16 protein-coding genes and 1 riboswitch are annotated in these 24,757 nt (G+C 44.5%); of the genes, 10 read left to right on the top strand and 6 right to left on the bottom strand.

The genetic code is table 11. The features are described 5' to 3' along the window. Nucleotides 1–771: 771 nt before the first annotated feature. Nucleotides 772–2,103, bottom strand: a complete 1,332-nt coding sequence (locus R7035_RS24095) for a cation:proton antiporter (protein WP_064354335.1) — start codon at nucleotides 2,101–2,103, stop codon at nucleotides 772–774. Between the two features lie 191 nt (nucleotides 2,104–2,294). Here R7035_RS24095 and metH point away from each other — a divergent pair, with 191 nt between their 5' ends. Further along, on the top strand, nucleotides 2,295–5,975 hold the full coding sequence (metH, locus tag R7035_RS24090; protein WP_318146302.1) for a methionine synthase: 3,681 nt from the start codon (nucleotides 2,295–2,297) through the stop codon (nucleotides 5,973–5,975). Between the two features lie 86 nt (nucleotides 5,976–6,061). Here metH and lysC read toward each other — a convergent pair whose 3' ends face one another. Further along, nucleotides 6,062–7,414: a lysine-sensitive aspartokinase 3 gene (gene lysC / locus R7035_RS24085; RefSeq protein ID WP_017821324.1), complete on the bottom strand. Its 1,353-nt coding sequence runs from the start codon at nucleotides 7,412–7,414 to the stop codon at nucleotides 6,062–6,064. 101 nt (nucleotides 7,415–7,515) lie between these two features. Beyond that, a riboswitch (Lysine riboswitch) is annotated at nucleotides 7,516–7,694 on the bottom strand. A gap of 220 nt (nucleotides 7,695–7,914) precedes the next feature. On the opposite strand from lysC, the gene R7035_RS24080 reads away from it, so the two are divergent. Then, complete coding sequence (locus R7035_RS24080; protein WP_033907426.1) at nucleotides 7,915–9,036, top strand: pyridoxal-phosphate-dependent aminotransferase family protein; 1,122 nt, start codon at nucleotides 7,915–7,917, stop codon at nucleotides 9,034–9,036. Between the two features lie 59 nt (nucleotides 9,037–9,095). Here the strand turns inward: R7035_RS24080 and R7035_RS24075 are convergent, their stop codons facing one another. From R7035_RS24075 to R7035_RS24060, 4 genes are all read right to left on the bottom strand, one after another. Then, nucleotides 9,096–10,877, bottom strand: coding sequence for a PglL family O-oligosaccharyltransferase (locus R7035_RS24075; RefSeq protein WP_047103670.1), 1,782 nt, complete (start codon nucleotides 10,875–10,877; stop codon nucleotides 9,096–9,098). Between the two features lie 67 nt (nucleotides 10,878–10,944). Next, the gene (uvrA, locus tag R7035_RS24070; RefSeq protein ID WP_033907424.1) at nucleotides 10,945–13,767 is read right to left on the bottom strand and encodes an excinuclease ABC subunit UvrA; all 2,823 of its coding nucleotides are present in this window, start codon (nucleotides 13,765–13,767) and stop codon (nucleotides 10,945–10,947) included. 149 nt (nucleotides 13,768–13,916) lie between these two features. Next, the gene (gene galU / locus R7035_RS24065) at nucleotides 13,917–14,789 is read right to left on the bottom strand and encodes a UTP--glucose-1-phosphate uridylyltransferase GalU (RefSeq protein ID WP_005381239.1); all 873 of its coding nucleotides are present in this window, start codon (nucleotides 14,787–14,789) and stop codon (nucleotides 13,917–13,919) included. Nucleotides 14,790–14,948: 159 nt separating this feature from the next. After that, on the bottom strand, nucleotides 14,949–15,593 hold the full coding sequence (locus R7035_RS24060) for a LuxR C-terminal-related transcriptional regulator (protein ID WP_213964459.1): 645 nt from the start codon (nucleotides 15,591–15,593) through the stop codon (nucleotides 14,949–14,951). A gap of 277 nt (nucleotides 15,594–15,870) precedes the next feature. Between R7035_RS24060 and R7035_RS24055 the strand changes: the two genes are divergently transcribed. The 8 genes from R7035_RS24055 (at nucleotide 15,871) to R7035_RS24020 (ending at nucleotide 24,688) form a co-directional block, all read left to right on the top strand. Further along, on the top strand, nucleotides 15,871–16,410 hold the full coding sequence (locus R7035_RS24055) for a single-stranded DNA-binding protein (RefSeq protein WP_005381235.1): 540 nt from the start codon (nucleotides 15,871–15,873) through the stop codon (nucleotides 16,408–16,410). A 242-nt stretch (nucleotides 16,411–16,652) separates the two neighbouring features. After that, nucleotides 16,653–18,662 (top strand): RNase E specificity factor CsrD, encoded by a 2,010-nt coding sequence (csrD, locus tag R7035_RS24050; RefSeq protein WP_256901379.1) that lies wholly within the window; start codon nucleotides 16,653–16,655, stop codon nucleotides 18,660–18,662. Nucleotides 18,663–18,673: 11 nt separating this feature from the next. Next, on the top strand, nucleotides 18,674–20,119 hold the full coding sequence (locus R7035_RS24045) for an MSHA biogenesis protein MshI (protein ID WP_318146301.1): 1,446 nt from the start codon (nucleotides 18,674–18,676) through the stop codon (nucleotides 20,117–20,119). Next, nucleotides 20,116–20,766: a type II secretion system protein GspM gene (gene gspM / locus R7035_RS24040; RefSeq protein ID WP_005381197.1), complete on the top strand. Its 651-nt coding sequence runs from the start codon at nucleotides 20,116–20,118 to the stop codon at nucleotides 20,764–20,766. Before R7035_RS24045 ends, gspM begins: the two co-directional genes overlap by 4 nt. Continuing rightward, a complete protein-coding gene (locus R7035_RS24035; protein ID WP_005381196.1) occupies nucleotides 20,759–21,091 on the top strand; it encodes a hypothetical protein in 333 nt (110 codons plus the stop codon). Before gspM ends, R7035_RS24035 begins: the two co-directional genes overlap by 8 nt. A 20-nt stretch (nucleotides 21,092–21,111) precedes the next feature. Further along, nucleotides 21,112–22,752: a pilus (MSHA type) biogenesis protein MshL gene (mshL, locus tag R7035_RS24030; RefSeq protein ID WP_005388471.1), complete on the top strand. Its 1,641-nt coding sequence runs from the start codon at nucleotides 21,112–21,114 to the stop codon at nucleotides 22,750–22,752. A gap of 44 nt (nucleotides 22,753–22,796) precedes the next feature. Further along, nucleotides 22,797–23,642 carry an ExeA family protein gene (locus R7035_RS24025; protein WP_213896484.1) on the top strand — a complete coding sequence of 282 codons (846 nt, stop codon included), beginning with the start codon at nucleotides 22,797–22,799 and terminating at the stop codon, nucleotides 23,640–23,642. Continuing rightward, the gene (locus R7035_RS24020) at nucleotides 23,639–24,688 is read left to right on the top strand and encodes an MSHA biogenesis protein MshN (RefSeq protein WP_318146300.1); all 1,050 of its coding nucleotides are present in this window, start codon (nucleotides 23,639–23,641) and stop codon (nucleotides 24,686–24,688) included. Before R7035_RS24025 ends, R7035_RS24020 begins: the two co-directional genes overlap by 4 nt. Nucleotides 24,689–24,757: the final 69 nt, after the last annotated feature.

Below are 24,757 nucleotides of genomic sequence, written 5' to 3'. Positions count from 1 at the left end.
GGTTCGAGTCCCGTCCACTCCGCCACTTATATTAAGCCTCAGTCGAAAGACTGAGGCTTTTTTCGTTTTGGTTCCCCCGACTTACCTTAAATCCACTTTCATATTAAAACCTTGCATCTAGAGTTACACTACCCTCTTCACATGGTTTTAATATCGTCGTGAACGAGCTAGCATGTAACTCTGTGCCTTAGTCTTAGCCTTATTCCGATACCAAGCTCTAACCAAAGCTCCTTTTTATTCGATATTAGAAAATCTAGTTATGTGACAGAGTTTAATTGTTTGAGGTGTCGCTTGTTTCTAATTTGAAAACAGGACGACTTTGAATACAAGTTTAGTCTCACTGAGTTCAAGAGGGAGGGATTTAAACTTCCGTTAAGGCTTTGCTACCTGGGTGCCAGCTCAGTTTTATCTCGGTGAGGTTGCTAACCCGTTTGGGTTCTGAACGCAATCACCCTAAATGTCTCTTTCTCATAAAAATACAAACTCGCTCATTGCTAAGTATTGTGGAAGTTTAGCTTTGATGTTTGCGAGGAGCCTATATTGCCAAGGGAAGAGAAGTGATACAGATGAAAATGGGTAAATTAAAAGACTCGTCTATGAATACTATCTATCGGCAATAGTTAGTATCTATGAAAATGTAGCGTAGCGATTCTTCGTATATTTGATGGTATATCAAAGAATAAGGAGCCTTCGTCCTTGAAGGGGAGTCTGAAAATTAGTTATGAAAAAAGCAGCTAGGTAGCTGCTTTTTATTTATTAAGTTACGTGTCTTTAAGAGTCCACTGTCTCCGTATGTTCCGGAGTGGTTATTGCTTGGTTGTTCTCTTCCATCTTCTTCTCTTCTGCTTTTGCTTTTTCAATCATTGGAGTGATTGTTGAGCCTTGAATGAGGATAGAGAAAACAACGACGGAGTAGGTCATTACAAGAATAATCTCTTTTACATCGATTAACTTATCTTGAATCACCCAAATACCAGATGGAATGGAAAGTGCCATTGCCAATGCAAGGCCCCCGCGTAAGCCGCCCCACGTCAAAATACGTACTGACCACGGGTTATATTTTCTGTAACGCTTAAAGCCAATGTACGAGAGAAATACGCTTAAATAGCGAGCTGCTAGTACAAGAGGGACTGAAATAGCCATCATGATCCAGTCTTCTTTGTGGAATTCAAACAGCAGCATCGACATGCCGATCAGTAGGAATAACACGCCATTCAAGAACTCATCAACAAGCTCCCAAAAATGGTCAAGGTGATCTTCACTCTCTTTTGAAAAGCCAATAAAGCGTGTCCAGTTGCCAATCATAATACCGGATACAACCATTGCGAGTGGGCCTGATACATGGATGTATTCAGCAAATGCGTAACCTGCTGTTGGGACACCAATGGTAAGTAACAATTCCATTGAGTGATCATCGGTGGCACTGATCAAGTAGTGGAATAGCAAACCGAGGACGAAACCATATGTGATACCACCGATAGCTTCTTGGATGAAGAGTAAGGTGACACTACCTACAGTTGGTGCCTCAGTGCCAAATGCAATCGTAAATAGAGTGACGAAGATAACCAAACCGAAGCCATCATTGAAGAGCGATTCTCCTTCAATCTGAGTGGAGATACGTTTAGGAGCATCGAGTTTTTTCACAATAGCCAATACAGCGATTGGGTCAGTTGGCGATATTAAAGCACCAAATAGTAAGCAGTAGACCAAATCAAATTGGATGCCAATTAACTGACAAAACCCATACAGCGCAAATCCAATAAAGAACGTAGAAAACAGTGTAGCTCCAAGGGCTAAAACAGTGATCTCCCACTTTTGATCTTTAAGGTTCGGGAGTTTGATGCCTAGTCCACCAGCAAATAGTAAGAAGCCAAGAATGCCTTTGAGCAAGAAATCTTCGAAGTTAATCCTTGTGACCGTCTCCGTTGCAATTTCGGTGAGATGGAACCAGTTGTTTTGACCCGCAATTAAGATTAGAAGTGAAAGCACCATTGAACCTGCGGTAATCGCAATGGTGGTTTGCATCTTTCCTATCTTGCTGTTTACAAAAGCAATTAGCATCGCAGCTGCGGATAGAAAACATAAAGTATGATAGACCGACATAGAGCTCTCTATTTGTAACATTTTATGAATGGAATTCTCGGCTGATGCTGCTTAAATAGCAAACATTTTTTCGTGATTATTTTGCAAGTTAAGAAGGATATAAAATAATCATTAATTCTACGTTTAGACGTCTAGACTCCTGAAGTTTGTGTGATAGGATGGAAAGATAACTAAAGGAATGAGGCTGTACTGTGGGAAGTAACGTAATACAACAGATTGAAGCTCAATTGAAGCAACGTATTCTTTTGATTGATGGTGGTATGGGAACCATGATTCAAGGGTACAAACTTGAAGAGCAAGACTATCGAGGAACGCGCTTTGCGGATTGGCATTGTGATCTAAAAGGTAACAACGACCTGTTGGTTCTAAGTCAGCCTCAACTTATCAAGGAAATTCACGCTGCATATTTAGAAGCGGGTGCAGATATTCTCGAAACCAACACGTTTAACGCAACAACCATTGCGATGGCTGACTACGAGATGGAAAGCCTAAGTGAAGAAATTAACTTTGCTGCTGCCAAGCTTGCACGTGAAGTTGCAGACGAATGGACCGCAAAAACACCCGATAAAGCGCGTTATGTCGCAGGGGTTTTAGGGCCGACGAACCGCACTTGTTCTATCTCTCCTGATGTAAACGACCCTGGATATCGAAATGTTTCTTTCGACGAGTTAGTTGAGGCTTACTCTGAATCGACTCGAGCGCTGATTAAAGGTGGTTCTGATCTTATTCTTATCGAGACCATCTTCGATACTCTTAACGCTAAGGCTTGTTCATTTGCTGTTGAAAGTGTGTTTGAAGAGATGGGTATTGAGTTACCTGTGATGATCTCGGGGACTATTACTGATGCTTCCGGTAGAACATTATCCGGTCAAACCACAGAAGCGTTTTACAACTCATTACGTCATGTTAAACCGATTTCGTTTGGTTTGAACTGTGCACTTGGCCCGGATGAACTGCGTCCTTATGTTGAAGAGCTCTCGCGTATATCAGAATCTTTTGTTTCCGCTCACCCAAATGCTGGGCTTCCGAATGCATTCGGCGAATACGATTTGTCGCCAGAAGATATGGCTAAGCATGTTAAAGAGTGGGCTCAAAGTGGCTTTTTAAACTTGATTGGTGGGTGTTGTGGTACAACTCCTGAGCACATTCGCCAAATGGCACTCGCGGTTGAAAATATCGCCCCTCGTCAATTACCTGAACTTCCCGTTGCTTGTCGCTTGTCTGGCCTAGAGCCACTCGCTATTGATAAAGACTCTTTATTTATCAATGTCGGTGAGCGTACGAATGTAACCGGTTCTGCGCGTTTTAAGCGCTTGATTAAAGAAGAGCTGTACGATGAAGCGCTCGATGTGGCTCGTCAACAAGTTGAAAATGGCGCTCAAATTATCGATATCAACATGGATGAAGGCATGTTGGATGCACAAGCTTGTATGGTTCGCTTTTTAAACCTTTGTGCGTCAGAACCTGAAATCTCAAAAGTACCAATCATGGTTGACTCTTCCAAGTGGGAGGTTATTGAAGCCGGTCTTAAGTGCATCCAAGGCAAAGGCATTGTTAACTCGATCTCTCTCAAAGAAGGCAAAGAGAAATTCGTTGAACAAGCTAAGTTGATCCGCCGTTACGGTGCGGCTGTGATTGTGATGGCGTTTGATGAGATTGGGCAAGCAGATACACGTGAGCGCAAAGTAGAAATTTGTACCAACGCTTACCGAATTCTTGTTGATGAAGTGGGCTTTCCACCAGAAGACATCATTTTTGACCCAAACATTTTTGCCATTGCTACGGGGATCGAGGAGCATAATAACTACGCGGTGGATTTCATTGAAGCCGTTGGCGATATCAAACGTGATTTACCACATGCGATGATCTCGGGTGGTGTTTCTAACGTCTCATTCTCTTTCCGTGGCAATAACTATGTACGTGAAGCGATTCACGCGGTGTTCCTCTACCACTGTTTTAAAAATGGTATGGATATGGGGATTGTGAATGCGGGTCAGTTAGAAATCTACGATAACGTGCCTGAAAAATTGCGTGAGGCTGTGGAAGATGTCGTTCTTAACCGTCGTGATGACGCCACTGAGAGATTGTTAGATATCGCGGCGGAATATGCAGGCAAAGGGGTAGGTAAAGAGGAGGATGCCTCTGCACTTGAGTGGAGAACTTGGCCTGTTGAAAAGCGCTTAGAGCACGCGTTAGTGAAAGGAATAACTGAGTTCATCGTTGATGATACCGAAGAGGCTCGTGTCAACGCTTCAAAGCCATTAGAGGTGATTGAAGGCCCACTAATGGATGGGATGAACGTCGTCGGAGACTTGTTTGGTGAAGGTAAAATGTTCCTTCCTCAGGTCGTAAAATCTGCACGAGTGATGAAGCAAGCAGTCGCGCATCTGGAGCCCTACATCAATGCAGAAAAGCAGGTGGGTCAAACAAACGGTAAGATTTTGCTAGCGACGGTCAAAGGTGATGTACATGATATCGGGAAAAATATCGTTGGCGTTGTATTGCAGTGCAATAACTACGAAATTATCGATCTTGGTGTCATGGTTCCTTGCGAAAAGATCTTAAAAGTAGCGCAAGAAGAAAACGTCGATATTATTGGTTTATCAGGGTTGATCACGCCTTCATTAGACGAAATGGTGCATGTTGCAAAAGAGATGGAGCGTCTCGACTTTAACTTACCTCTTCTCATCGGTGGCGCAACAACGTCAAAAGCCCATACAGCAGTTAAGATTGAGCAAAATTACAAGCATCCAGTGGTTTACGTGAACAACGCCTCACGTGCAGTGGGCGTATGTACTTCTCTTCTGTCAGATGAACGTCGCCCTGAATTTGTTGAAAAACTTCAAGCTGATTACGAACGAGTACGTGATCAACATAATCGAAAGAAACCGAGAACCAAACCAGTGACATTAGAAGCGGCTCGAGCGAATAAAGTTGCGATCGATTGGGAAGCTTATACTCCTCCAGTGCCTGTTAAGCCTGGCATTCATATCTTCGATGATTTTGATGTGGCTATATTACGTCAATACATCGATTGGACACCATTCTTTATGACTTGGTCACTTGTGGGTAAGTATCCAACAATTTTCCAACATGAAGAAGTTGGTGAAGAAGCAAAACGTTTATTCGAAGATGCCAACGAGTTACTTGATCGAGTTGAGCGAGAAGGCCTGTTAAAAGCGCGTGGAATGTGTGGCTTATTCCCTGCTGCGAGCGTGGGGGACGACATTGAAGTTTATGCTGATGAAACTCGTACCGACGTTGTGAAAGTATTACGTAACTTGCGACAACAGACCGAGAAACCAAAAGGATTCAACTATTGTTTATCCGACTACATCGCACCTAAAGAGTCGGGTAAACATGATTGGATAGGGGCATTTGCTGTCACTGGTGGTATTGGTGAACGAGAGCTTGCTGATGAATACAAAGCACAGGGAGATGATTACAACGCAATTATGATTCAAGCGGTGGCGGATCGCCTAGCCGAAGCGTTTGCTGAGTATTTGCATGAGCGTGTCCGTAAAGAAATTTGGGGTTATGCTGCGGATGAAGATTTATCTAACGATGATCTCATTCGTGAAAAATACCAAGGTATTCGCCCTGCACCAGGTTATCCAGCGTGCCCTGAGCATACTGAAAAAGGACCGCTTTGGGAGCTACTTAATGTGGAAGAGAATATTGGCATGACTCTAACCTCCAGCTATGCAATGTATCCGGGTGCGTCAGTATCTGGTTGGTACTTCTCTCATCCTGACTCACGTTACTTTGCGATCGCACAGATCCAAGAAGATCAGCTAGAGAGTTACGCCGATCGTAAGGGGTGGGATAGGATCGAGGCTGAAAAATGGTTAGGGCCAAACATTAATGGTTAAATTGATGTTTACCTCGTCCAAATATAACAACTAATGAAACAACAAAGGGCTGCAGATACGCAGCCCTTTGTTTTATTGAGTTGAACTTACTTCTCAAACAACTCCGTGTGGAGTTTTTGTATGGCTTGTTTCGATACCGATTCATGGAGCAAGAAGCATAAGTTGTGAGGGCTAGCGCCATAACAAATCATGCGTAGGTTAAAATCTTCTAGCGTGCCAAAAACCTGTTTCGCGTAGCCTTTACTCTCACTCATGTTGTTACCAATGAGAGCAACGAGGCATAGGTCATGTTCAACTTCTACCTTACATAACTCTTCTAACTCTTCTCGTGCAGCTTGCGGCAGCTGTGGTGCTCCGCCAGATGTATCAGTTTGATCAAGTGTTAACGATACACTGATTTCAGATGTCGTGATCAAATCGACAGAGATCTTATGCTTTGCAAGGATCTCAAAGACCTTTGCTAAGAAACCGTATGCGTGGAACATATTGGCGCTGCGTAGCGTTACCATGGTTTGGTTACAACGCAAAGCTAGCGCACGGAATAACGGTGAGCTTTCGACTTGGTGGCGAATCCAAGTTCCCCCTTTTTCAGGCTCTTTCGATGACCCCACAAATACCGGAATGTCGTGGCGCAATGCAGGTACTAGCGTAGAAGGGTGAAGGATTTTAGCGCCAAAGTTAGCCATTTCTGAAGCTTCACTAAAGCTGATCTCAGGAATTGGTGAGGCTTTTGGCGCAATTCGCGGGTCTGTTGTGTAGATGCCCGGAACATCAGTCCAGATTTCTAACCCTGCCGCTTTGACGCTCTCAGCAATTAAGGCGGCGCTGTAATCGCTGCCTCCTCGACCTAGTGTTGTTGTATTACCGGCTTCGTCAGATCCTATGAAGCCTTGAGTAACAACAACGGATTGTTGGCAAAGTGGTACGAGTTTATCTTGCGCAAGCGTCGAAATTGCTTCAATGTTTGGCTCTGCGCGACCAAAGTTGTCATCAGTACGCAGCACATCGCGGATATCAAAGCGCACAGCTTGAATGCCTCGCTCACACATTAACTGAGTTAGAATATGCGTCGACATGAGTTCGCCACATGCGACTAAATGATCGGTTAACTTCGCACTAGCTTGGATAGATGCAGCCTCGGCCAGGCTGGTTACGGTATCTAATATGCCATACACCTCGGCAGCAGTTTTCGTGCTGTCTTCGAGCTGAGTTAAAATGGCGTCATGAATGTTGGCCAGATTTTGCAGCAGCTCAGTACGGTGCGTTTGATCCTGAACACCGTTGGCGAGTTCTACCAATAGGTTGGTGACGCCAGAGCAAGCGCTGCTCACGACCAGGCGAGTATTTGGATTGTTTTCGATAATGGTGGCGCAACGACTCATTGCCTCAAAGTTGGCAACACTGGTTCCACCGAATTTAGCTACGTTAAATGCGCTCACTGCGTTCTCCCACGACTTCCTAAAAAATTGTACATCCAATGTTTAGTGAGAAAAGGAACAGAGCAAAAAGAGAGGTATTTAGAATGCTATTTGAAAAATTTACCCTCAGAAGCCCTTCATCAGACTGCGCTGATGACAGTTGATGGGATTCAGCCCAATTCAACCGACAAGTCAAATCCTGCAACTTTGACTTACCTCGGCACTACTCCCCCTCAATGATTGGTGTTGGAATTGCGGTTCCACAAATCATCTACCTGGGTAGCGCTCCTCTTCTACATAAAGCTCAAACATTGAACGGTTTTGAGGCCTTAATGTCAATCAATATTTCAACCTTTATGGTGTTTTTTATTAACGATTTTGTGACACTGGTTTGACCTCCATACTTACGGCTAATTGCTGATAGAGGAAAAATCTATTAGGGTGAAGAACCCTACACCTGAGCCATGTTATTGAATAGAACTTTTAGAATGCTCAGGATAAAAGATAATCAAGGAGCTGACATGTCGATCCAAAGCTTTATTCCGCCTCACCGTATTTTAATGGGACCTGGTCCTTCTGATATTTATCCTCAAGTGTTACAAGCACTAAGCCGTCCTACGGTAGGTCACCTTGATCCTCTGTTTATCGGTATGATGGATGAGCTCAAGCAGCTATTGAAGTATGCCTTTCAAACTGACAATGAGTTCACTATTGCGGTTTCAGCGCCTGGTAGCGCAGGGATGGAAACCTGCTTTGTAAACTTGATCGAGAAAGGCGACAAAGTGATCGTCTGCCGTAACGGTGTATTTGGTGAACGCATGCGCGAAAATGTCGTCCGTGCTGGTGGCGAAGTTGTTATCGTCGATGATGAATGGGGGACGCCTGTTTCCATTGATAAAGTCGAGCAAGCACTCGAACAGCACCCAGATACAAAAATTCTTGCTTTTGTGCATGCGGAAACCTCAACTGGTGCAGTCAGTGATGCTCAAGCATTGGGTAAGCTGGCGAAACAGCATAATGCATTATCTATTGTTGATGCGGTGACATCGCTTGGTGGTGTGCCGTTAAAAGTGGATGAATGGCAACTGGATGCGGTTTACTCTGGTAGTCAAAAATGTTTGTCATGTGTACCTGGGCTCTCACCAGTGACGTTTTCTCCTGCCGCGATTGAAAAGATTCAAGCAAGAACAACACCAGTACAGAGTTGGTTCCTCGATCAGAGTTTAGTTTTGGGGTATTGGAGTGGAGAAGGCAAGCGTAGTTACCATCATACGGCGCCAGTTAATAGCTTGTATGCGCTTCATGAAGCTTTATTGATACTGAAAAATGAAGGATTAGAAAACGCTTGGGCTCGTCACCAACTGATGCATGAAAAACTCAAAAATGGCTTACAAAAGTTAGGCTTTGAATTTGTTGTGGACGAAGCCCATCGGTTGCCACAATTAAATGCGATTTACGTGCCTGAAGGAGTTGATGAAGCAAAAGTTCGTGCTCACTTGCTAGAAACCTATAACCTAGAAATTGGTGCAGGCCTTGGGGCATTAGCTGGTAAAGCGTGGCGTATTGGCTTAATGGGTTACGGCGCTCGATCTGAAAACGTTGCGCTGTGCTTAAAAGCGTTAGAAGAGTCACTCACTGAATAAAATCATACAGCAATGAGATAAAGAAAAGCGAAGGTCATCCCTTCGCTTTTTGGTATTTATTACTCAGCTCCTGAAGTGGGGGCTGGTGAGGCAGATATTGCTTGAGAAGGTGGCTGGTAATTGACGTCACTGAAATCAATCTTCGGGAACAAAAACTGCGCTTCAGCTCTAATTTGCTCCGCTTTACTTGAGTCATCTAAGCCTTGGTAGGCCAAAATCAAATTATTATAAAATGCAGGGCGAGGCTTATCTTTGATGATTTTTAGCGACCAATCGATATAAGGCTGAATCAAGGTTGCGTCTTGTTGGTACAGCCCAAGGTTTAAAAACGTGCTATAGACATCCCAATCAAACCTGTCTTTCCAAACTACAGGGTTACTGACTTGATTCAGAATATCAGGGTTAGTTGGTCTAGTAGTCTCAAACTTCGTCAATACATAATTCGTATGTAATGCGCTTACCATGTAAAACGTAAACGCAACGGGAAGTACCAAACTAAAAACACGCAGCAAGCTTTTGGTTACATTACTAAAGCCGACTTGTCGATAACGAGAGACGCGCTGATCGACCCAGTACAGTAGGATAACGAAGATCAACCAATGCACGAGAGAGTGGTAGAAAGGGTATTCCAGTTGTGAGTGCAATACGATAGGTATAAACAAGGCCAGCAACGCAAGACGAGTTCCGCGTTTGGCTTGATAGATTCGATACAGTACCAGTGCCATCGCTAAGAAGATGCCGAGTATTGGCAGCAAGCCACCTTCTACTCCCCAGTAAAGCAGCTCGTTATGCGGATGATCCATGGCTGGCAAACCAGCTGGGTAATTCTCATTTAGGGCATGTTGACGAGCCGTATACAGCATGTACTCAGATTCAAACTTACCATATCCATAACCAGTAAAAGGCTTTTCAATCACCATGTCTAATGTTTGCGGAAAAGTATACGCTCGAGGAGACTCCATATTTACTTTTTCTGCGGCTAACCCACCTCCATCAGGAAAGGCAAGATGCATGACAACGACTGAGAGTAAGAGCCCACTTACAAGTGACACAACCCAGCGGATAAAGCGCCCTTTGGTTGCAAAGCGGTACATGTATGGAATGACCAACAACACGGCGATGACCGAGGCTAACCAACCAGTGCGTGAAGCCAACGCCACGATTAGTGGTAAAGTTAAAACTGGTACGGCATAGAGAAGGTAAACATCGCTTAACTTACGATCGTATTTGTAGGGCTGACGTGCAAGTAAATAGCTGGCAATCACCAACCCTGTCGCAAGAAAACTGGCCATTACATTGGGCTGTTGGAAAATACCATAAGGACGATTGGCCACCGTGTCGTAACCAAACGGATTGCCTGGTTTGAGATACAGATATTGTGTCAAACCAAAAATGGCTTCGATAACAACCGCAAGGACAATGAACCATAATAGGCGTTGGCGATGTTTATTACTGAAATGAAATTGTTGTAAAACAATAAAGAACAGGACACCACACCACAGGCCTATGAGCTTATTGGCTGCCAAGCTGCTATTCGCATTTGGGTACAGAATGGGCACTGTCATGATAAGAGCACTAATGAACAAGCCGATGGTTAGTTTTGAGTAACGTAGCACTCGATTATTCGCTAGTTGGTAACACCCAATGCCTAATGCAAAGCTAAAAGCAATCCAAGTTGTCGCATTGAACGAAAGCGAAAGCCCCGAACCGCCGGGGTTGGGCATGAAAAAGTGCATTGCCAACACAAATAGTGTTGCCAAGGCAATGAGAAACTTGCGATTGAGGGGAACCTGTACTTTTTCGGGAGAAAGCTTTGTTCCACTTACATGTATAGTAGCCATAGTTATTGCGTTGTTTTGAATGAAAAAAGACCAGCACTTGCTGGTCTCGATACTTTACCTGTTTTTTCTACTTCAACATAGGCTTGAGGAAGTGAGCTGTGTGCGAACCCTCGATTTGCGACACATCTTCCGGAGTGCCTTGAGCGATTATCTCGCCGCCACCTTGACCCCCTTCAGGACCAAGATCGATAATCCAGTCCGCAGTCTTAATGACGTCCAGGTTATGCTCGATCACCACGACAGTATTTCCGTGGTCGCGAAGTCTGTGCAGTACAGTGAGCAACTGCTGGATATCATGGAAGTGAAGGCCGGTTGTTGGTTCATCCAAAATGTACAAGGTTTTTCCTGTATCACGTTTGGATAGCTCTCGCGCCAGTTTCACACGCTGTGCTTCACCACCGGAGAGTGTTGTTGCCGCTTGACCCAATCGTATGTACGACAAACCGACATCCATCAGTGTTTGTAGTTTGCGAGCGATGGCAGGAACTGGATCGAAGAAGGTGCGTGCATCTTCGACCGTCATTTCTAGCACTTCATCAATAGTTTTACCTTTGTAACGTACTTCGAGCGTTTCACGGTTGTAGCGTTTACCTTTACACACATCACATGGCACATAAACATCTGGTAGGAAGTGCATTTCTACTTTGATAACACCGTCACCCTGACAGGCCTCACAACGACCACCGCGTACGTTAAAACTAAAACGGCCCGGCTTGTAACCGCGAGAACGCGACTCCTGTGTGCCTGCAAACAGTTCACGGATTGGTGTAAAGATCCCCGTATAGGTTGCAGGGTTAGAGCGAGGTGTACGGCCAATTGGGCTTTGATCGATATCGATGACTTTATCGAAGTGCTCTAGACCTTTAATCGATTTATAAGGTGAAGGCTGAGCCGTTGTCGCTCCGTTAAGTTGGGTATGCGCAATTTTAAAGAAAGTATCATTAATCAGCGTTGATTTACCTGAGCCAGATACCCCTGTAATACAGCTGAATAACCCAACAGGAATTGAAAGGTTAACGTTTTTAAGGTTATTACCTGTTGCGCCTAATAGCTCAACCGTTTTTTTCGGATCTCGCGGCGTGCGATCTTTCGGTACTGCGATTTCTTTAACACCACTTAAGTACTGACCTGTCAGAGAATTCGGATTTGCGATTATCTCTTCCATGGTGCCTTCCGCAACAACATTACCACCATGTACGCCAGCACCAGGACCAATATCTATGACATGATCTGCACAGCGAATCGCATCTTCATCGTGTTCTACCACAAGTACGGTATTACCTAAATCGCGCAAATGAGTGAGCGTTTTTAATAAGCGTTCATTATCACGTTGGTGGAGGCCAATCGACGGTTCATCCAGAACATACATCACACCAACAAGACCTGCACCAATTTGGCTTGCTAAACGAATACGTTGAGCTTCACCGCCTGATAAGGTTTCTGCACTGCGTGATAAGTTTAGGTAGTTCAAACCGACGTTAACTAAGAATTGCAGGCGGTCGTTGATTTCCTTCATCACTTTTTCAGCGATTTGGGCGCGTTGACCTTCCAGTTTCAAGGAATGGAAGAATTCCAATGCATCAGCAATGCTGAGTTCAACAATCTCAGGTAGTGTCGTATCAGCAATAAACACGTTACGTGCTTCAAGGCGTAGACGAGTACCGCCACAGCTTGAACAAGATTTAGTGGAGATGTATTTTGCAAGCTCTTCACGGACAGAGTTGGATTCTGTATCACGATAGCGACGTTCTAGGGTATTCAGAATACCTTCGAATGGATGGCGTTTAACGCGAATATCGCCACGATCGTTGATGTATTTAAACTCAATCTCAGTACGACCTGAGCCCTTTAGAATGACATCTTGCGTTTTCTTTGGCAGAGAATTAAAAGGGGCATGGAGGTCAAAACCATAATGATCGGCCAATGAGGTGAGCATTTGGAAGTAGTAGTAGTTCTTTTGATCCCAACCGCGAATCGCACCTTGTGCCAAGCTTAATGAATCATCTTGAATGACTCGGCTTGGATCGAAGTATTGTTGAACACCCAAGCCATCACAAGTGCCACATGCACCAGCAGGATTGTTGAATGAGAAAAGTCGCGGCTCTAACTCTTGCATGCTGTAACCACATTGTGGACAAGCGAAGTTGGCGGAGAAAATAATCTCTTCACCGTCGCCATCCATTGGCGCGACAACCGCAATTCCGCCTGATAATTCGAGCGTGGTCTCGAAAGATTCGGCCAAGCGCTGTTGTAAGTCTGGACGAACTTTAAAGCGGTCTACCACGACTTCAATGGTGTGCTTTTTATGTAGCTCAAGGGTTGGAGGATCGGAAAGATCGCAAGTTTCTCCATCAATACGCGCACGAATAAAGCCTTGAGCCGCTAAGTTCTCAAGCGTTTTAACATGCTCACCTTTACGTTCTTTGACAATAGGCGCCAATAGCATCATTTTGCTGCCTTCCGGCATCTCTAGGACTTTGTCCACCATTTGGCTGATGGTTTGCGCAGCAAGAGGGGCATGGTGCGTTGGACAGCGGGGTTCGCCCACACGAGCATACAATAGACGTAAGTAGTCGTAGACTTCGGTAATTGTACCGACGGTTGAACGCGGGTTATGAGAAGTAGATTTCTGTTCAATAGAAATCGCAGGTGATAACCCTTCAATGTGGTCGACATCGGGTTTTTCCATCAGAGACAAAAACTGACGAGCGTAGGCAGAGAGAGACTCTACGTAGCGTCGTTGGCCTTCTGCATACAATGTATCGAAAGCGAGAGAGGATTTACCGGAGCCACTTAGTCCAGTAATGACAATCAGTTTATCGCGAGGGATTGTAAGATTAATGTCTTTAAGGTTATGGGTTCGGGCACCGCGAACTTCTATTTTATCCATCGTTTTTGCTCTATGTATAACCAAGTGGGGCAAGTATTACATAGTGTGAGAAATGTGCAAAGAAAATTACTGGATAAAAAAACAGTAAAGTAAAAAGCCCAGCGTTGTGCTGGGCTTTCGATACAGTAATTTCGTACTAAGACGATGCTTTATACTGCTTTTTGTGTTGCGTGCTTACCTAGCTCAGAGGTTTTTTCATCTTTTAGATACAGGTTTTCAAAACAATAGTTAGTTGCTTCGATGTAACCTTCAACGCTACCACAGTCAAAGCGTTTGCCCTTGAATTTGTAAGCCAATACACAGCCCGCTTTTGCTTGCTTCAGCAGCGCGTCAGTGATTTGAATTTCACCACCTTTACCTGGTTCGGTGTTTTCGATCAGTTCAAAAATATCGGGAGTCAGGATGTAGCGACCAATGATCGCAAGGTTGCTAGGTGCCGTGCCTTTCTCTGGTTTTTCTACCATGTCGTCTACGCGGTAGATGTCGTCTTTGATCATTTCACCAGAGATAACGCCGTATTTGTGTGTTTCTTCGGCTGGTACTTCTTGCACTGCAACGATAGAACAGCGGAACTGCTTAAATAGTGCCACCATCTGAGCCAGTACGCCCTCTTGCTCGTTCACACAAAGGTCATCAGCAAGAACAACAGCAAATGGCTCATCGCCTACCAATTCTCGTCCAGTTAGAATCGCGTGGCCCAAGCCTTTCATTTCGCGTTGACGTATATAAGTGAAGTTTGCAGATTCAATGATTTCACGGATATCTACCAACAGCTCTTCTTTGTTGGTACCGCTAATCTGATGTTCCAGTTCGTAGTTCTTATCAAAGTGGTCCATGATCGAGTGCTTGCCACGGCCTGTCACAATACACATGCCGTTCATACCAGCTTGGATTGCTTCTTCGACACCGTATTCAATAAGCGGTTTGTTCACGACTGGCATCATCTCTTTTGGCATAGATTTCGTTGCCGGTAGGAAGCGTGTGCCATAGCCTGCAGCAGGGAACAGACATTTTTTTATCATTGGGGGAATATCCTATCTCGTTTTTATCAAGAATCTGCGCATAACTTTAACACGAGAGGTATCAATGAATCATGAATAAAGTAGGAAAAAATGTGAGACTCGGTGCGGAAAAAAGATGAGCGACTCGTCATTTCAGTTATCAGAGCCGCTCACATTGCATCATGACATTAAGTTTTGGTCTGCCCAGGCGATTGCCTGTACTCGGTTCTTTACGGATAGCTTTTTGAATATCTGATACAAGTGCGATTTGATGGTGAATTCACTGACGAATAACTCCTCGGCCATCTGACTGTTCGAGGCGCCAGCTTGTAGGCAACGCAGTACTTGTAGCTCACGAATGGTTAGGTCTACCGTAGCTGGTGCAGTATGAGTATTAATGACATTGCGGTAATAGTGTAAAAGTTGACTGGTTACATTACGCGGCAGCCAGTTTTGACCGTTAACAATGCCTTTTAACCCTTCTCCAATTTGCTCTAGCGTATCTTCAGAATAAAACACACCTTTTAATTGACCAAATGAAAGAAGTTCATCTGTGGTTAGTCTTTTAGGCACGTTGAAGACAACGGTTTCAAAGTTTTTCCATACAAGAGGCAAGTTTTTGATCGATTGAACAAGTGACTTATGTTCACTGAAGTCGATCAGTAGAATTTTATTACGGTGTTGCGGCTTGGCTTCCATGAGTGCTTCGGTTGAAATCACCGGGATTCTCATATCAATGTACTTTTCGAGTGCCGCCACTTTTTTTTGCGCATTGTCTTCCATACTGATCAGAAATAGCTTTCTTGCGTAAGCCGACTTTCTCACGTGTTCCAATCTCCCTGGGTTCAATAGAAGCCATAAACTGGCATTAAAGAGAGGCCATAACCATCGCTTTACTGAATAAATGCGTTCGAATTCAAAGCTTCACGAAACGATGTCTGCAACGCGAATCAAAAATGCTACACACGTAAGTTGAAATACGATTTGGGTTCTAGAGGGTGACTCAATAGATCACAATGGTATTAGACTTTAATCAAAACATTAAAGCGTGCTATTCTAATGCGCTAAAATTTTATATATCCAGAGTGAAACGGAGCACATCATGGCCAGCCGTGGAATTAACAAAGTTATTTTGGTGGGGAATCTAGGTAACGACCCTGAAATTCGTTACATGCCGAATGGCGGTGCAGTAGCAAACATTACTATTGCGACTTCTGATTCATGGCGTGATAAAGCGACTGGCGAACAGCGCGAAAAAACGGAATGGCACCGTGTTGTGTTGTTCGGCAAACTTGCGGAAGTAGCAGGTGAGTACTTGCGTAAAGGCTCTCAAGTCTACATTGAAGGGCAACTGCAAACTCGCAAATGGCAAGATCAAAGTGGTCAAGATCGCTACTCAACTGAAGTCGTTGTTCAAGGCTTCAATGGTGTGATGCAAATGCTTGGCGGTCGTGCTCAAGGTGGCGGCGCACCTATGGGCGGTCAACAGCAGCAACAAGGTGGATGGGGTCAGCCTCAACAGCCAGCTCAGCAGCAGTACAATGCGCCTCAGCAACAGCAACCACAACAACAGGCTCCGCAGCAATCACAGCAGCAGTACAATGAGCCACCAATGGATTTTGACGACGATATCCCGTTCTAAATTCTGCTTATGCTTGAATCGAAAAGGCCGCGAATATCGCGGCCTTTTTTATTGTCGCAATCTAATGATCTCACAGGCTTATCTTGGCAAGGTTAGGCGTAACAATAAAACTTATCAATGAGTGTGATTTTCTTTATGCTCCAGCCTCTCACTATCAGACTAATCCGATTGTTTGATGAACTCTTATCAAGTATAAATATTTCAATAAGGTATATGATGAATAAAAAAGGAATTTGGTATTCATGAGGTATACCCCAACTCTTAAGTTAAGCACACGGCTGGTGGCCTTCGTCACCATGATCGTTATCTGCGCCATGTTTATCTTGTTTGTCGGTGGCACCCTCTCTTTTAAACGTCTTGGGCAGGAATATCTCACCCATTATTTAGAAGGGATCGTAGAGGTGGTCGACAAGGAGATGGAAGATCCTGACGCCGCTTATTCTATGCAGCGCTGGATGCCGAAAATGCTGCAGGCTTCCAATATTGTCGAAATGACGTTGTCGACCAACAACGCCGTTGTTTATCGCTTCAAAGATACTTCTCATCAAATGGAAGCGTCAGTCTTGTTTGAGGCTGAGTACCAGTTGACTCACAATCAAGATTACACGATTCACTTTAAAGCAATTCCCCCTTACTTAGGTTACAGCTACTCAATGCAGGCGCTTTGGTCGATCACGCTTGCCGTTATATTGATCATCTTCTGCTTAATGCGCGGCGTGGCATGGCTTAAGGAACAATTAGAAGGCTCCGAAATGCTCGAAGAGCGAGGCAGAATGATCCTGGCTGGTAGGGTGGAGCAGTATGCCAAAGGTGACAAAAAAGAATGGCCTTACACCGCCAGTGAAGCGCTCGATGTATTAATCGAAGAGTTACAAGATGCGCGTCAAGAGCGAAGCCGATTTGATACCTTTATTCGAACTCAAACCTTCCTTGATAAGCTAACCGGTACCGCTAACCGAGTGTTATTTGATAGCAAGTTGGAATCGGCGTTACTAGAAAGTGGGGCTCGCGGCGCCGTGTTGCTAGTGCGTATTCAAGACTGGAAACTGGTTGAAGAAGAGCAAGATAAGCAAATTACGGATGAGTTTATTGTTGAAGTTGGGAGTTTATTGTCCAATTTAGTTCAACGATACCCAGATGTTGTATTTTCCCGTTATTACGATGCTGATTTTGCGCTTTTTCTACCGCACCAAAGTGCCAAAGATGTGGCTAACCTTGCCTCGCAATGCATTCGCCAGTTAGAAAAGTTAATGCCGCCAGAGCCACTTGACCCAGACAACTGGTGCCATATTGGCATCACCACTTATAAAGAAGGTGAGCGACACAGCCAAATAATTGATGAAGCCGAGACTGCTTTGCGTAGTGCGCAACTACAAAATAACAATAATTGGAGTCGCTTCAAAAAATGGAACCACGATGAAGAAGCTCGTGGAAGTGTGAGGTGGAGAACGTTATTTGACACAGCACTTACACCAGAAAATGTGATACTCTACGCACAATCTGTGCACCCAATAAGTGACGCAACGCATAAAAAATCATTATATGAAGAGTTAACATGTCGGATTCGCGATCCTGAGAATGGGATTGTTAAAGCGTCTCGGTTTATTTCTGCGATCAGACAGGTTGGTTATGAAGCGCAAATGGATAAGTCAGTTATTAATAAATTCTTAAGAGAATTTAAGGATAATTTTGATAACTCAAGATCGTATGCGCTCAATTTGAATGTAACGCCTTTTTCTAACCGAGAGTACTTTAAATGGTTTCGTGATGAACTCTTACAGTTGTCACGTGAACAGAGAAAGTGTCTCAGTTTTGAGTTTGTTGAAGCACAATTTGTAAGACACTTAGACTTTATGCGACCAGTCGCTAAAATGCTGGCCGGTTTAGGGTGCCACTTAATGGTTGGGCAGGCTGGACGAACCATCGTCAGCACTCACTATTTAAAAGAAGTGGATATTCGTTACCTTAAACTTCATCGCAGTTTAGTAGCAAAAATCGACCAGCGACATGAGAACCAGCTATTTGTTCGCAGTATGCTAGGTGCGGCGGCAAACAGTAAAACTAAAATTATAGCAGTGGGAATTGAGAATCAAAACGAGCTCAACACGTTAATTGAGCTCGGGGTTTATGGTGGGCAAGGGCGCTACTTTTCTGCGGAGCAGCAGTTTCTTCCTCGTCCCCAAGCGTTGCTGAATTCTCAATCAGAATCCCAAGTTAAATTGGGAAGACGAAATCGCTGGCGGAAAAAATAAAGATAATAATCATGGATTTCAAAGCACTATTCGACAAGCTTAAGCGATCATCTAGTGGTGGTCGCTCCTGCTTTTTGGTTATTCAACCAGACGCCGTTTATTTATCATCTTCAATCAAAAGTAGTCGTCCATACCAATTTGATATTTCTGAGTCCAATTGGGAAAAAGCCATTGAGCAAGCATTGAGCGTTGCAGCGAGTGCGTATGATTCATTAACGGTTGTTCTTTCTCATAATTATTACCAGATGTACCAAATCGACAAACCGGTCATGCCGCGTCAAGAATGGCCAGCCGCATTACCGTTTTTGTTGAAAGAACTGATCTCTGAGCGTGCCATCGACATTATTGCCGATGCGGTCGAGTTACCGAATTCAACCAAAGTGCAAGCATACGTCTTATCGCGAAAAATATTGGATAAGATTGTGTTACTGGCCAGCCGAGCCCAGTTACCATTAGAAGCCATTCTTCCTGAAGACGATATTTGGGGAGAGACCGCAGGTGAACTAGGTAACTTCCTATTATTACAACGCAGTGTGCGTGGTCACTTCCGTATTAGCGCTTTTGTCGAAAATACTATCGCGTTCCATCGTTCGATTCGAAGTGTGACGCCACCGTTAACGGGGGTTCCGTCTAGCGAGTTACAGATGGATAGCCTCTCGTTAGAACTGCAACGTTCGATTGATTATCTTTCTTCTCAGTTGCGCCATGTGCAGCTGCATCAATTGAAAGTGTGTTGTGATGAGGAGGATGAGAGTGAGCTTGTTCAGTCTCTGAACTACCGTTTAAGCACTAAAGTCTCTCCGTTATTACCACCAAAACATGAGTTATCAGGACACGTTTTAGCAGATGCCGCTGCGGCTTCTAATACTCGACGCGTTAACTTATACCCTGATTACTTAAAGCCGAAAAAAGAGCTCCTGACGCTAAAAAATATCGCGTTATCTTGGGGCGTTTCGGCGGCTGCAATTCTATTTTCTTACGGCTATGTGACTTGGCAGAGTAGCGGTTTGGAAGATGAGATTGCTATTGTAAAAAGTAAAGGCGATATCATGAAGTCAGAGCTTGAACGTTATCAAGTCAAGCTACGTAAACATCAACCTGACAATAATAAGCTGGCAGCTAAAGCCCGCTTAGAGCGTGAAGTCAAGGCGAAGCGAGACTCGCTTAAAGCTGTCGGGAAATACGATGACTCGCAACGCACGGGTTACTCTGGCGTGATGCAATCATTAGCGAAGCTAGGAAACCAAGAAATTTCTTTGTCCGAAATTCGAATCAATACCCATACCTTAGACCTGAAGGGACTAGCGAAAAAACCGAGCTCAGTGCCAAATTGGGTTAGCCAATTTAAAAACGAAATTAGCTTGGTTGGCCGAACGTTTGACGACGTCAAAATAGGTCGAAATGATAAGGATATTGTGACGTTTGAACTAAAAACGCGCGAGGATAAAGAGAAATGAACGAATTCTGGCTCTCATTAGAAGGGCGCTTTGGCGAAATGAGTACGCGTGAAAAAGTGCTCACTGCATTGTGCGGTTTAGTTGTCGTGATCATGTTGCTCTTTACGCTGGTATTGGAGCCAAAGCTTAACGAGATCATCAGTAATGAGAGGCAACTAAGTAATTTAAAGCAAGCCAATCAAAAGATTGAAATCGATACGTTACGTATTCAGGCGCAACTTAAGAAAGATCCAAATGCTGAGATTGATCGCGCGATATCTAATCTGTTAGCTGAGAGTCAGCATCTTTCGATGCAATTAGCGGAGATCATCGAGCATCTTATTACACCTTCGCAAATGGCTGAGCTGCTTGAAAATGTGTTGGAGCAGCAAAGTGGCATTCACCTTTTGTCTCTGCAAACCTTGCCATCTGAGCCAATAACGGAAGATAAAGAAGCATCGCAATACTCTGGTTACTACGTGCATCCTGTTCGTATGGAACTGACTGGTGACTATTTTTCTATTGCTAATTATCTGAATAAATTGGAGAGCCTTCCTGCGAGTTATTACTGGCGCAGCTTTAGTTATAAAGTCGAAGAGTACCCGAAAGCGAAGCTTGTGTTAGAAGTCTACACACTAGGATCTAGAGAGGAGTTTATTGGTGGTTAACAAACTCATCATCTCATTGCTTGTTATGGCAGCGGCAGGAACCGCTTGGGCAAACCAAGACCCAACGGCCCCACTTGGTTGGGAAAAACCAGCGGTTGAAACGTCAGCGAAACCAAAAGTTAAACGGTACCGACTGCCTAAGCTCAACAGTATTGTGTGTAAGCCAAGTACTGATTGTATCGCGATTATGGATAACAAACTTGTCGAAAAAGGCGAGCTATTTAAGGGTTATCGCGTCGCGAGCATTAATAGTGAATTTGTAACTTTAAAGCGTGGTAACCGTCAGTGGGACCTAGAGCTTTTTGATTTAAACGTAAAACAATAATAACCAGAGCCCGATCAGATATGCGCAAATTAGTTGTAGGAATAACGATTGCTTCTTTAATGGGATGTTCAATGGGTCATCGGAATCCAGTGGAAGTTAAAGAAGCGCTCAATGAATCGATCAATCAAGCGAACAGCCGCACATTGGAAGAAATCCCTTCTTCTGTTGAGGCAGACTTGATGCCAAATTTAGACTCGAACGTTGCATCAGAGCAAGGCACCTCGAAGCGTTTTCGTATTCAAGCGAATGCGGTCGATGCAAGAAGCTTTTTCGCCTCGTTGGTGAAAGGCACAGAGTACAGCGTGGCGATTCACCCGTCGGTACAAGGTAATATCACTGTCAACTTGTCAGATGTGACATTGGATGAAGTTCTGAATGTTGTACAGAATATGTATGGCTATGACGTGGTGAAGTCTGGCAAAGTTATTCAAATCTACCCAGCAGGTATGCGTACGGTGACCATTCCAGTCGATTACCTGCAGTTCAAGCGTTCTGGTCGCTCATTAACCAGCATTGTTACGGGCTCTGTAACCTCGGCTGGTACGTCTAATTCTGGTGGTAGCTCAGACAGTTCTGACTCGTCAGACTCTAACAATGGAAACAACAACGATAGCTCAACCACATCTACGGGTGGTACACGCATCGAAACCATCACTGAAAGTGACTTCTGGCCTATGCTACAGCAAGCCGTTGCGAATCTAATTGGTTCAGGCAAAGGGCAAAGTGTGGTTGTAACGCCACAAGCGGGAGTTATTACGGTTCGAGCATTTCCAGATGATATTCGCGAAGTACGCGAGTTCTTAGGTGTATCGCAGGAGCGCATGCAGCGCCAGGTCATTCTTGAAGCTAAAATCCTAGAAGTGACGTTGAATGATGGCTACCAACAAGGCATCAACTGGTCAAACTTATCGGCATCAATTGGTAACTCGGGTAGTATCGTAGTCAACCGCCCTGCGTCGACATTACCACCATTGGATGCGATTGGCACGCTATTGGGCGGTCAAACTAACGTGACTATTTCGGATGGTAACTTCAATGCTGTATTGAGCTTCATGTCTACGCAAGGTGACTTGAACGTCCTTTCGAGCCCTCGTATTACCGCTGCCAACAACCAAAAATCTGTTATCAAAGTGGGTACCGATGAGTACTTTGTTACCGAGCTATCGAGCAATGCAGGCAACGGTGAAAACTCAAATGCGGTTCCTGAAGTGGAACTGACGCCATTCTTCTCGGGTATTTCCCTTGATGTGACTCCGCAAATTGATAACAAAGGCAATGTGTTCCTGCATGTTCACCCCGCAGTTATTGAAGTCACGGAAGAAGTGAAGCAATTGAACTTGGGCGGAGATTTCCAAAACATCCAACTGCCATTAGCGAAAAGCTCTATTCGTGAATCAGACTCGGTTATTCGTGCTAAAGATGGCGATGTTGTGGTTATCGGCGGGTTGATGAAACAGCAAAATCGTGAGCTTGTTTCTAAAGTCCCATTTTTGGGCGATGTACCAGCACTGGGGCATTTGTTCCGCAACGTGAATAACGTAACTGAGAAAACAGAATTGGTCATCTTGCTAAAACCGACCGTAGTTGGCGTGAACTCTTGGCAGAAAGAGCTAGAGCGCTCTCGTGATCTGCTGCAAGAGTGGTTCCCAGATGCGCAATAAGCGCTGGGAAAGGTTCTGTTTTTTAATAGGTTTGTGATTCGAGTATGTACTTGTCCCACTTTGGATTCCGAGTTCAGCCTTTTTCGTTAACCCCAAATACAGAAATGTTCTTGGGGTTAGTCCCTCACTATGAGGCGATCCAAACCATCCTAGCTGCCGTGCAAATGGGAGAAGGGGTGATTAAGGTGACGGGAGAAGTCGGCACTGGAAAAACCATGGTATGCCGTAAGCTGATCGAGCAGATTGAATCTGAAGTTGAGCTTATTTACTTACCCAATCCAGTGTTGAATGGGGAACAGTTGCAGTTTGCTGTCGCCAGAGAGTTGGGTATCGAGAACGATGATCCGCTGCGTATCGTTTCCCTCATTCAAGAACACTTGATTCAAGTACATGCCTTGGGAAAGAAAACCGTCTTGATCGTTGATGAAGCGCAAGCTCTTTCCCCACAAGCTTTAGAAACATTACGTCTATTTGGCAACTTAGAAACGGAACAAGATAAGCTCATTCAATTGGTGTTATTCGGACAACCTGAGTTGGATGACAGATTAGCTAATCATGAGCTAAGGCAATTTCGTCAACGCATTACGTTTAGTTGCCAGTTACGTCCTCTCTCTATCGATGAAGGCGTGGCTTACATCAATAATCGTTTAGATAAAGCAGGCAATGGGGCGCACATTTTTTCTATTGAACAGAAAAAAGCGATTTGGCGTTCATCCATGGGGATTCCGCGCTTGATAAACCAAATTAGTCACAAGTCGTTGCTTGCTGCATTTAATGATCGTTGCACACTATTGAAAAATCATCACGTTTATGCCGCTATGCACGATACGTTTGATGCCCGTAAACCTAAGTTTAAAACACCCGTATTTTGGGGATGGAGTCAACCTTGAGTGCCATCAATAAAGCATTATCAGAACTTGCTGAAAAAACATCGCCGTCAGAGCTTACTCGTGCGGAGATTCCAAGTGTCTCACGCAGTAAACCTTGGCTTTGGCTTGTCGCCGGTTTTTCGTTAAGCCTTGCGGTTGGTAGCTGGGCGGTCTCTCGCGGTCCTGTCCCTTCAGGCGAGCTATCACAATTTCAAACCGACGCTATGCCATTGTCGTCTGTGAATGTCTCACCAATTGTTTCATCGGAGCGCACTCACTCGCCAACGAGTAAAAAGACGCCCGATACAACTCATGTGGTTTACACCAAACCAGCCACGCAGCCGGTAGCGCAACAGCCTCACATGCAAGAGACTGATAGGTTCACGCCAAAATCTGAGATAAATATCGCCTCAGATGATGCAGTTTTACTCGCGCAGTTAGCAACGATGCCGAGCGAGGAACAATCTAATCACGTAACCCGCACGACATCAGAAAACAGCTCAATGCGTATTGAGCAGGTTGAGCTTACACATCGTCAGCTTTCTCTTAAGGCAGTTAGTCGAGCGGAAAAAGCACTCGATGTTAACGATATGCAAACAGCGTTGTCGGCTTATGCCGAGGCGTTGCGTTATGAGCCAATGAATGCAGGCACGCGTCAAAAGCTATCAGCGTTGTACTTTGGTAAAGGTGACACGCGTAAAGCATATGAGATTATTCAAGAAGGTATCAACCTAGATACGAACAACCAAGTACTTCGCTTGGCCTTGTCTAAGTTGTTAGTGAAAGCTAATCAACCTGAAGCGGCGCTGAGCCCGCTTGTTCATTTGCCTCAAGTACCAAGTCGAGATTACTTGGCGATGCGTGCGGCATTGGCACAAAAACACAAGCAAAATGACATTGCGCTTGAGAGCTATCAACTCCTAACTCAGCGTGAGCCGGAAAACGCGCGCTGGTGGTTAGGTTTGGCTATTCAACAAGAGCGCGCCCTGGCTTTTACTGCCGCGATTAACTCTTACAACCAAGCTCTGGGTAAAGTTGGCATTTCGAATCAATCGCAAGCATTGTAGTGGTCAACTAAAATTGGCCACGGTTTTAGAGTTTTCCCAATATAACCGTTCTGATTCATTGGGAGTTAG

The organism is Vibrio sp. 1731, assembly GCF_033339955.1.
Taxonomy (GTDB): Bacteria; Pseudomonadota; Gammaproteobacteria; order Enterobacterales; family Vibrionaceae; genus Vibrio; species Vibrio alginolyticus.
This window is presented reverse-complemented; position numbering and strand designations above follow the sequence as displayed.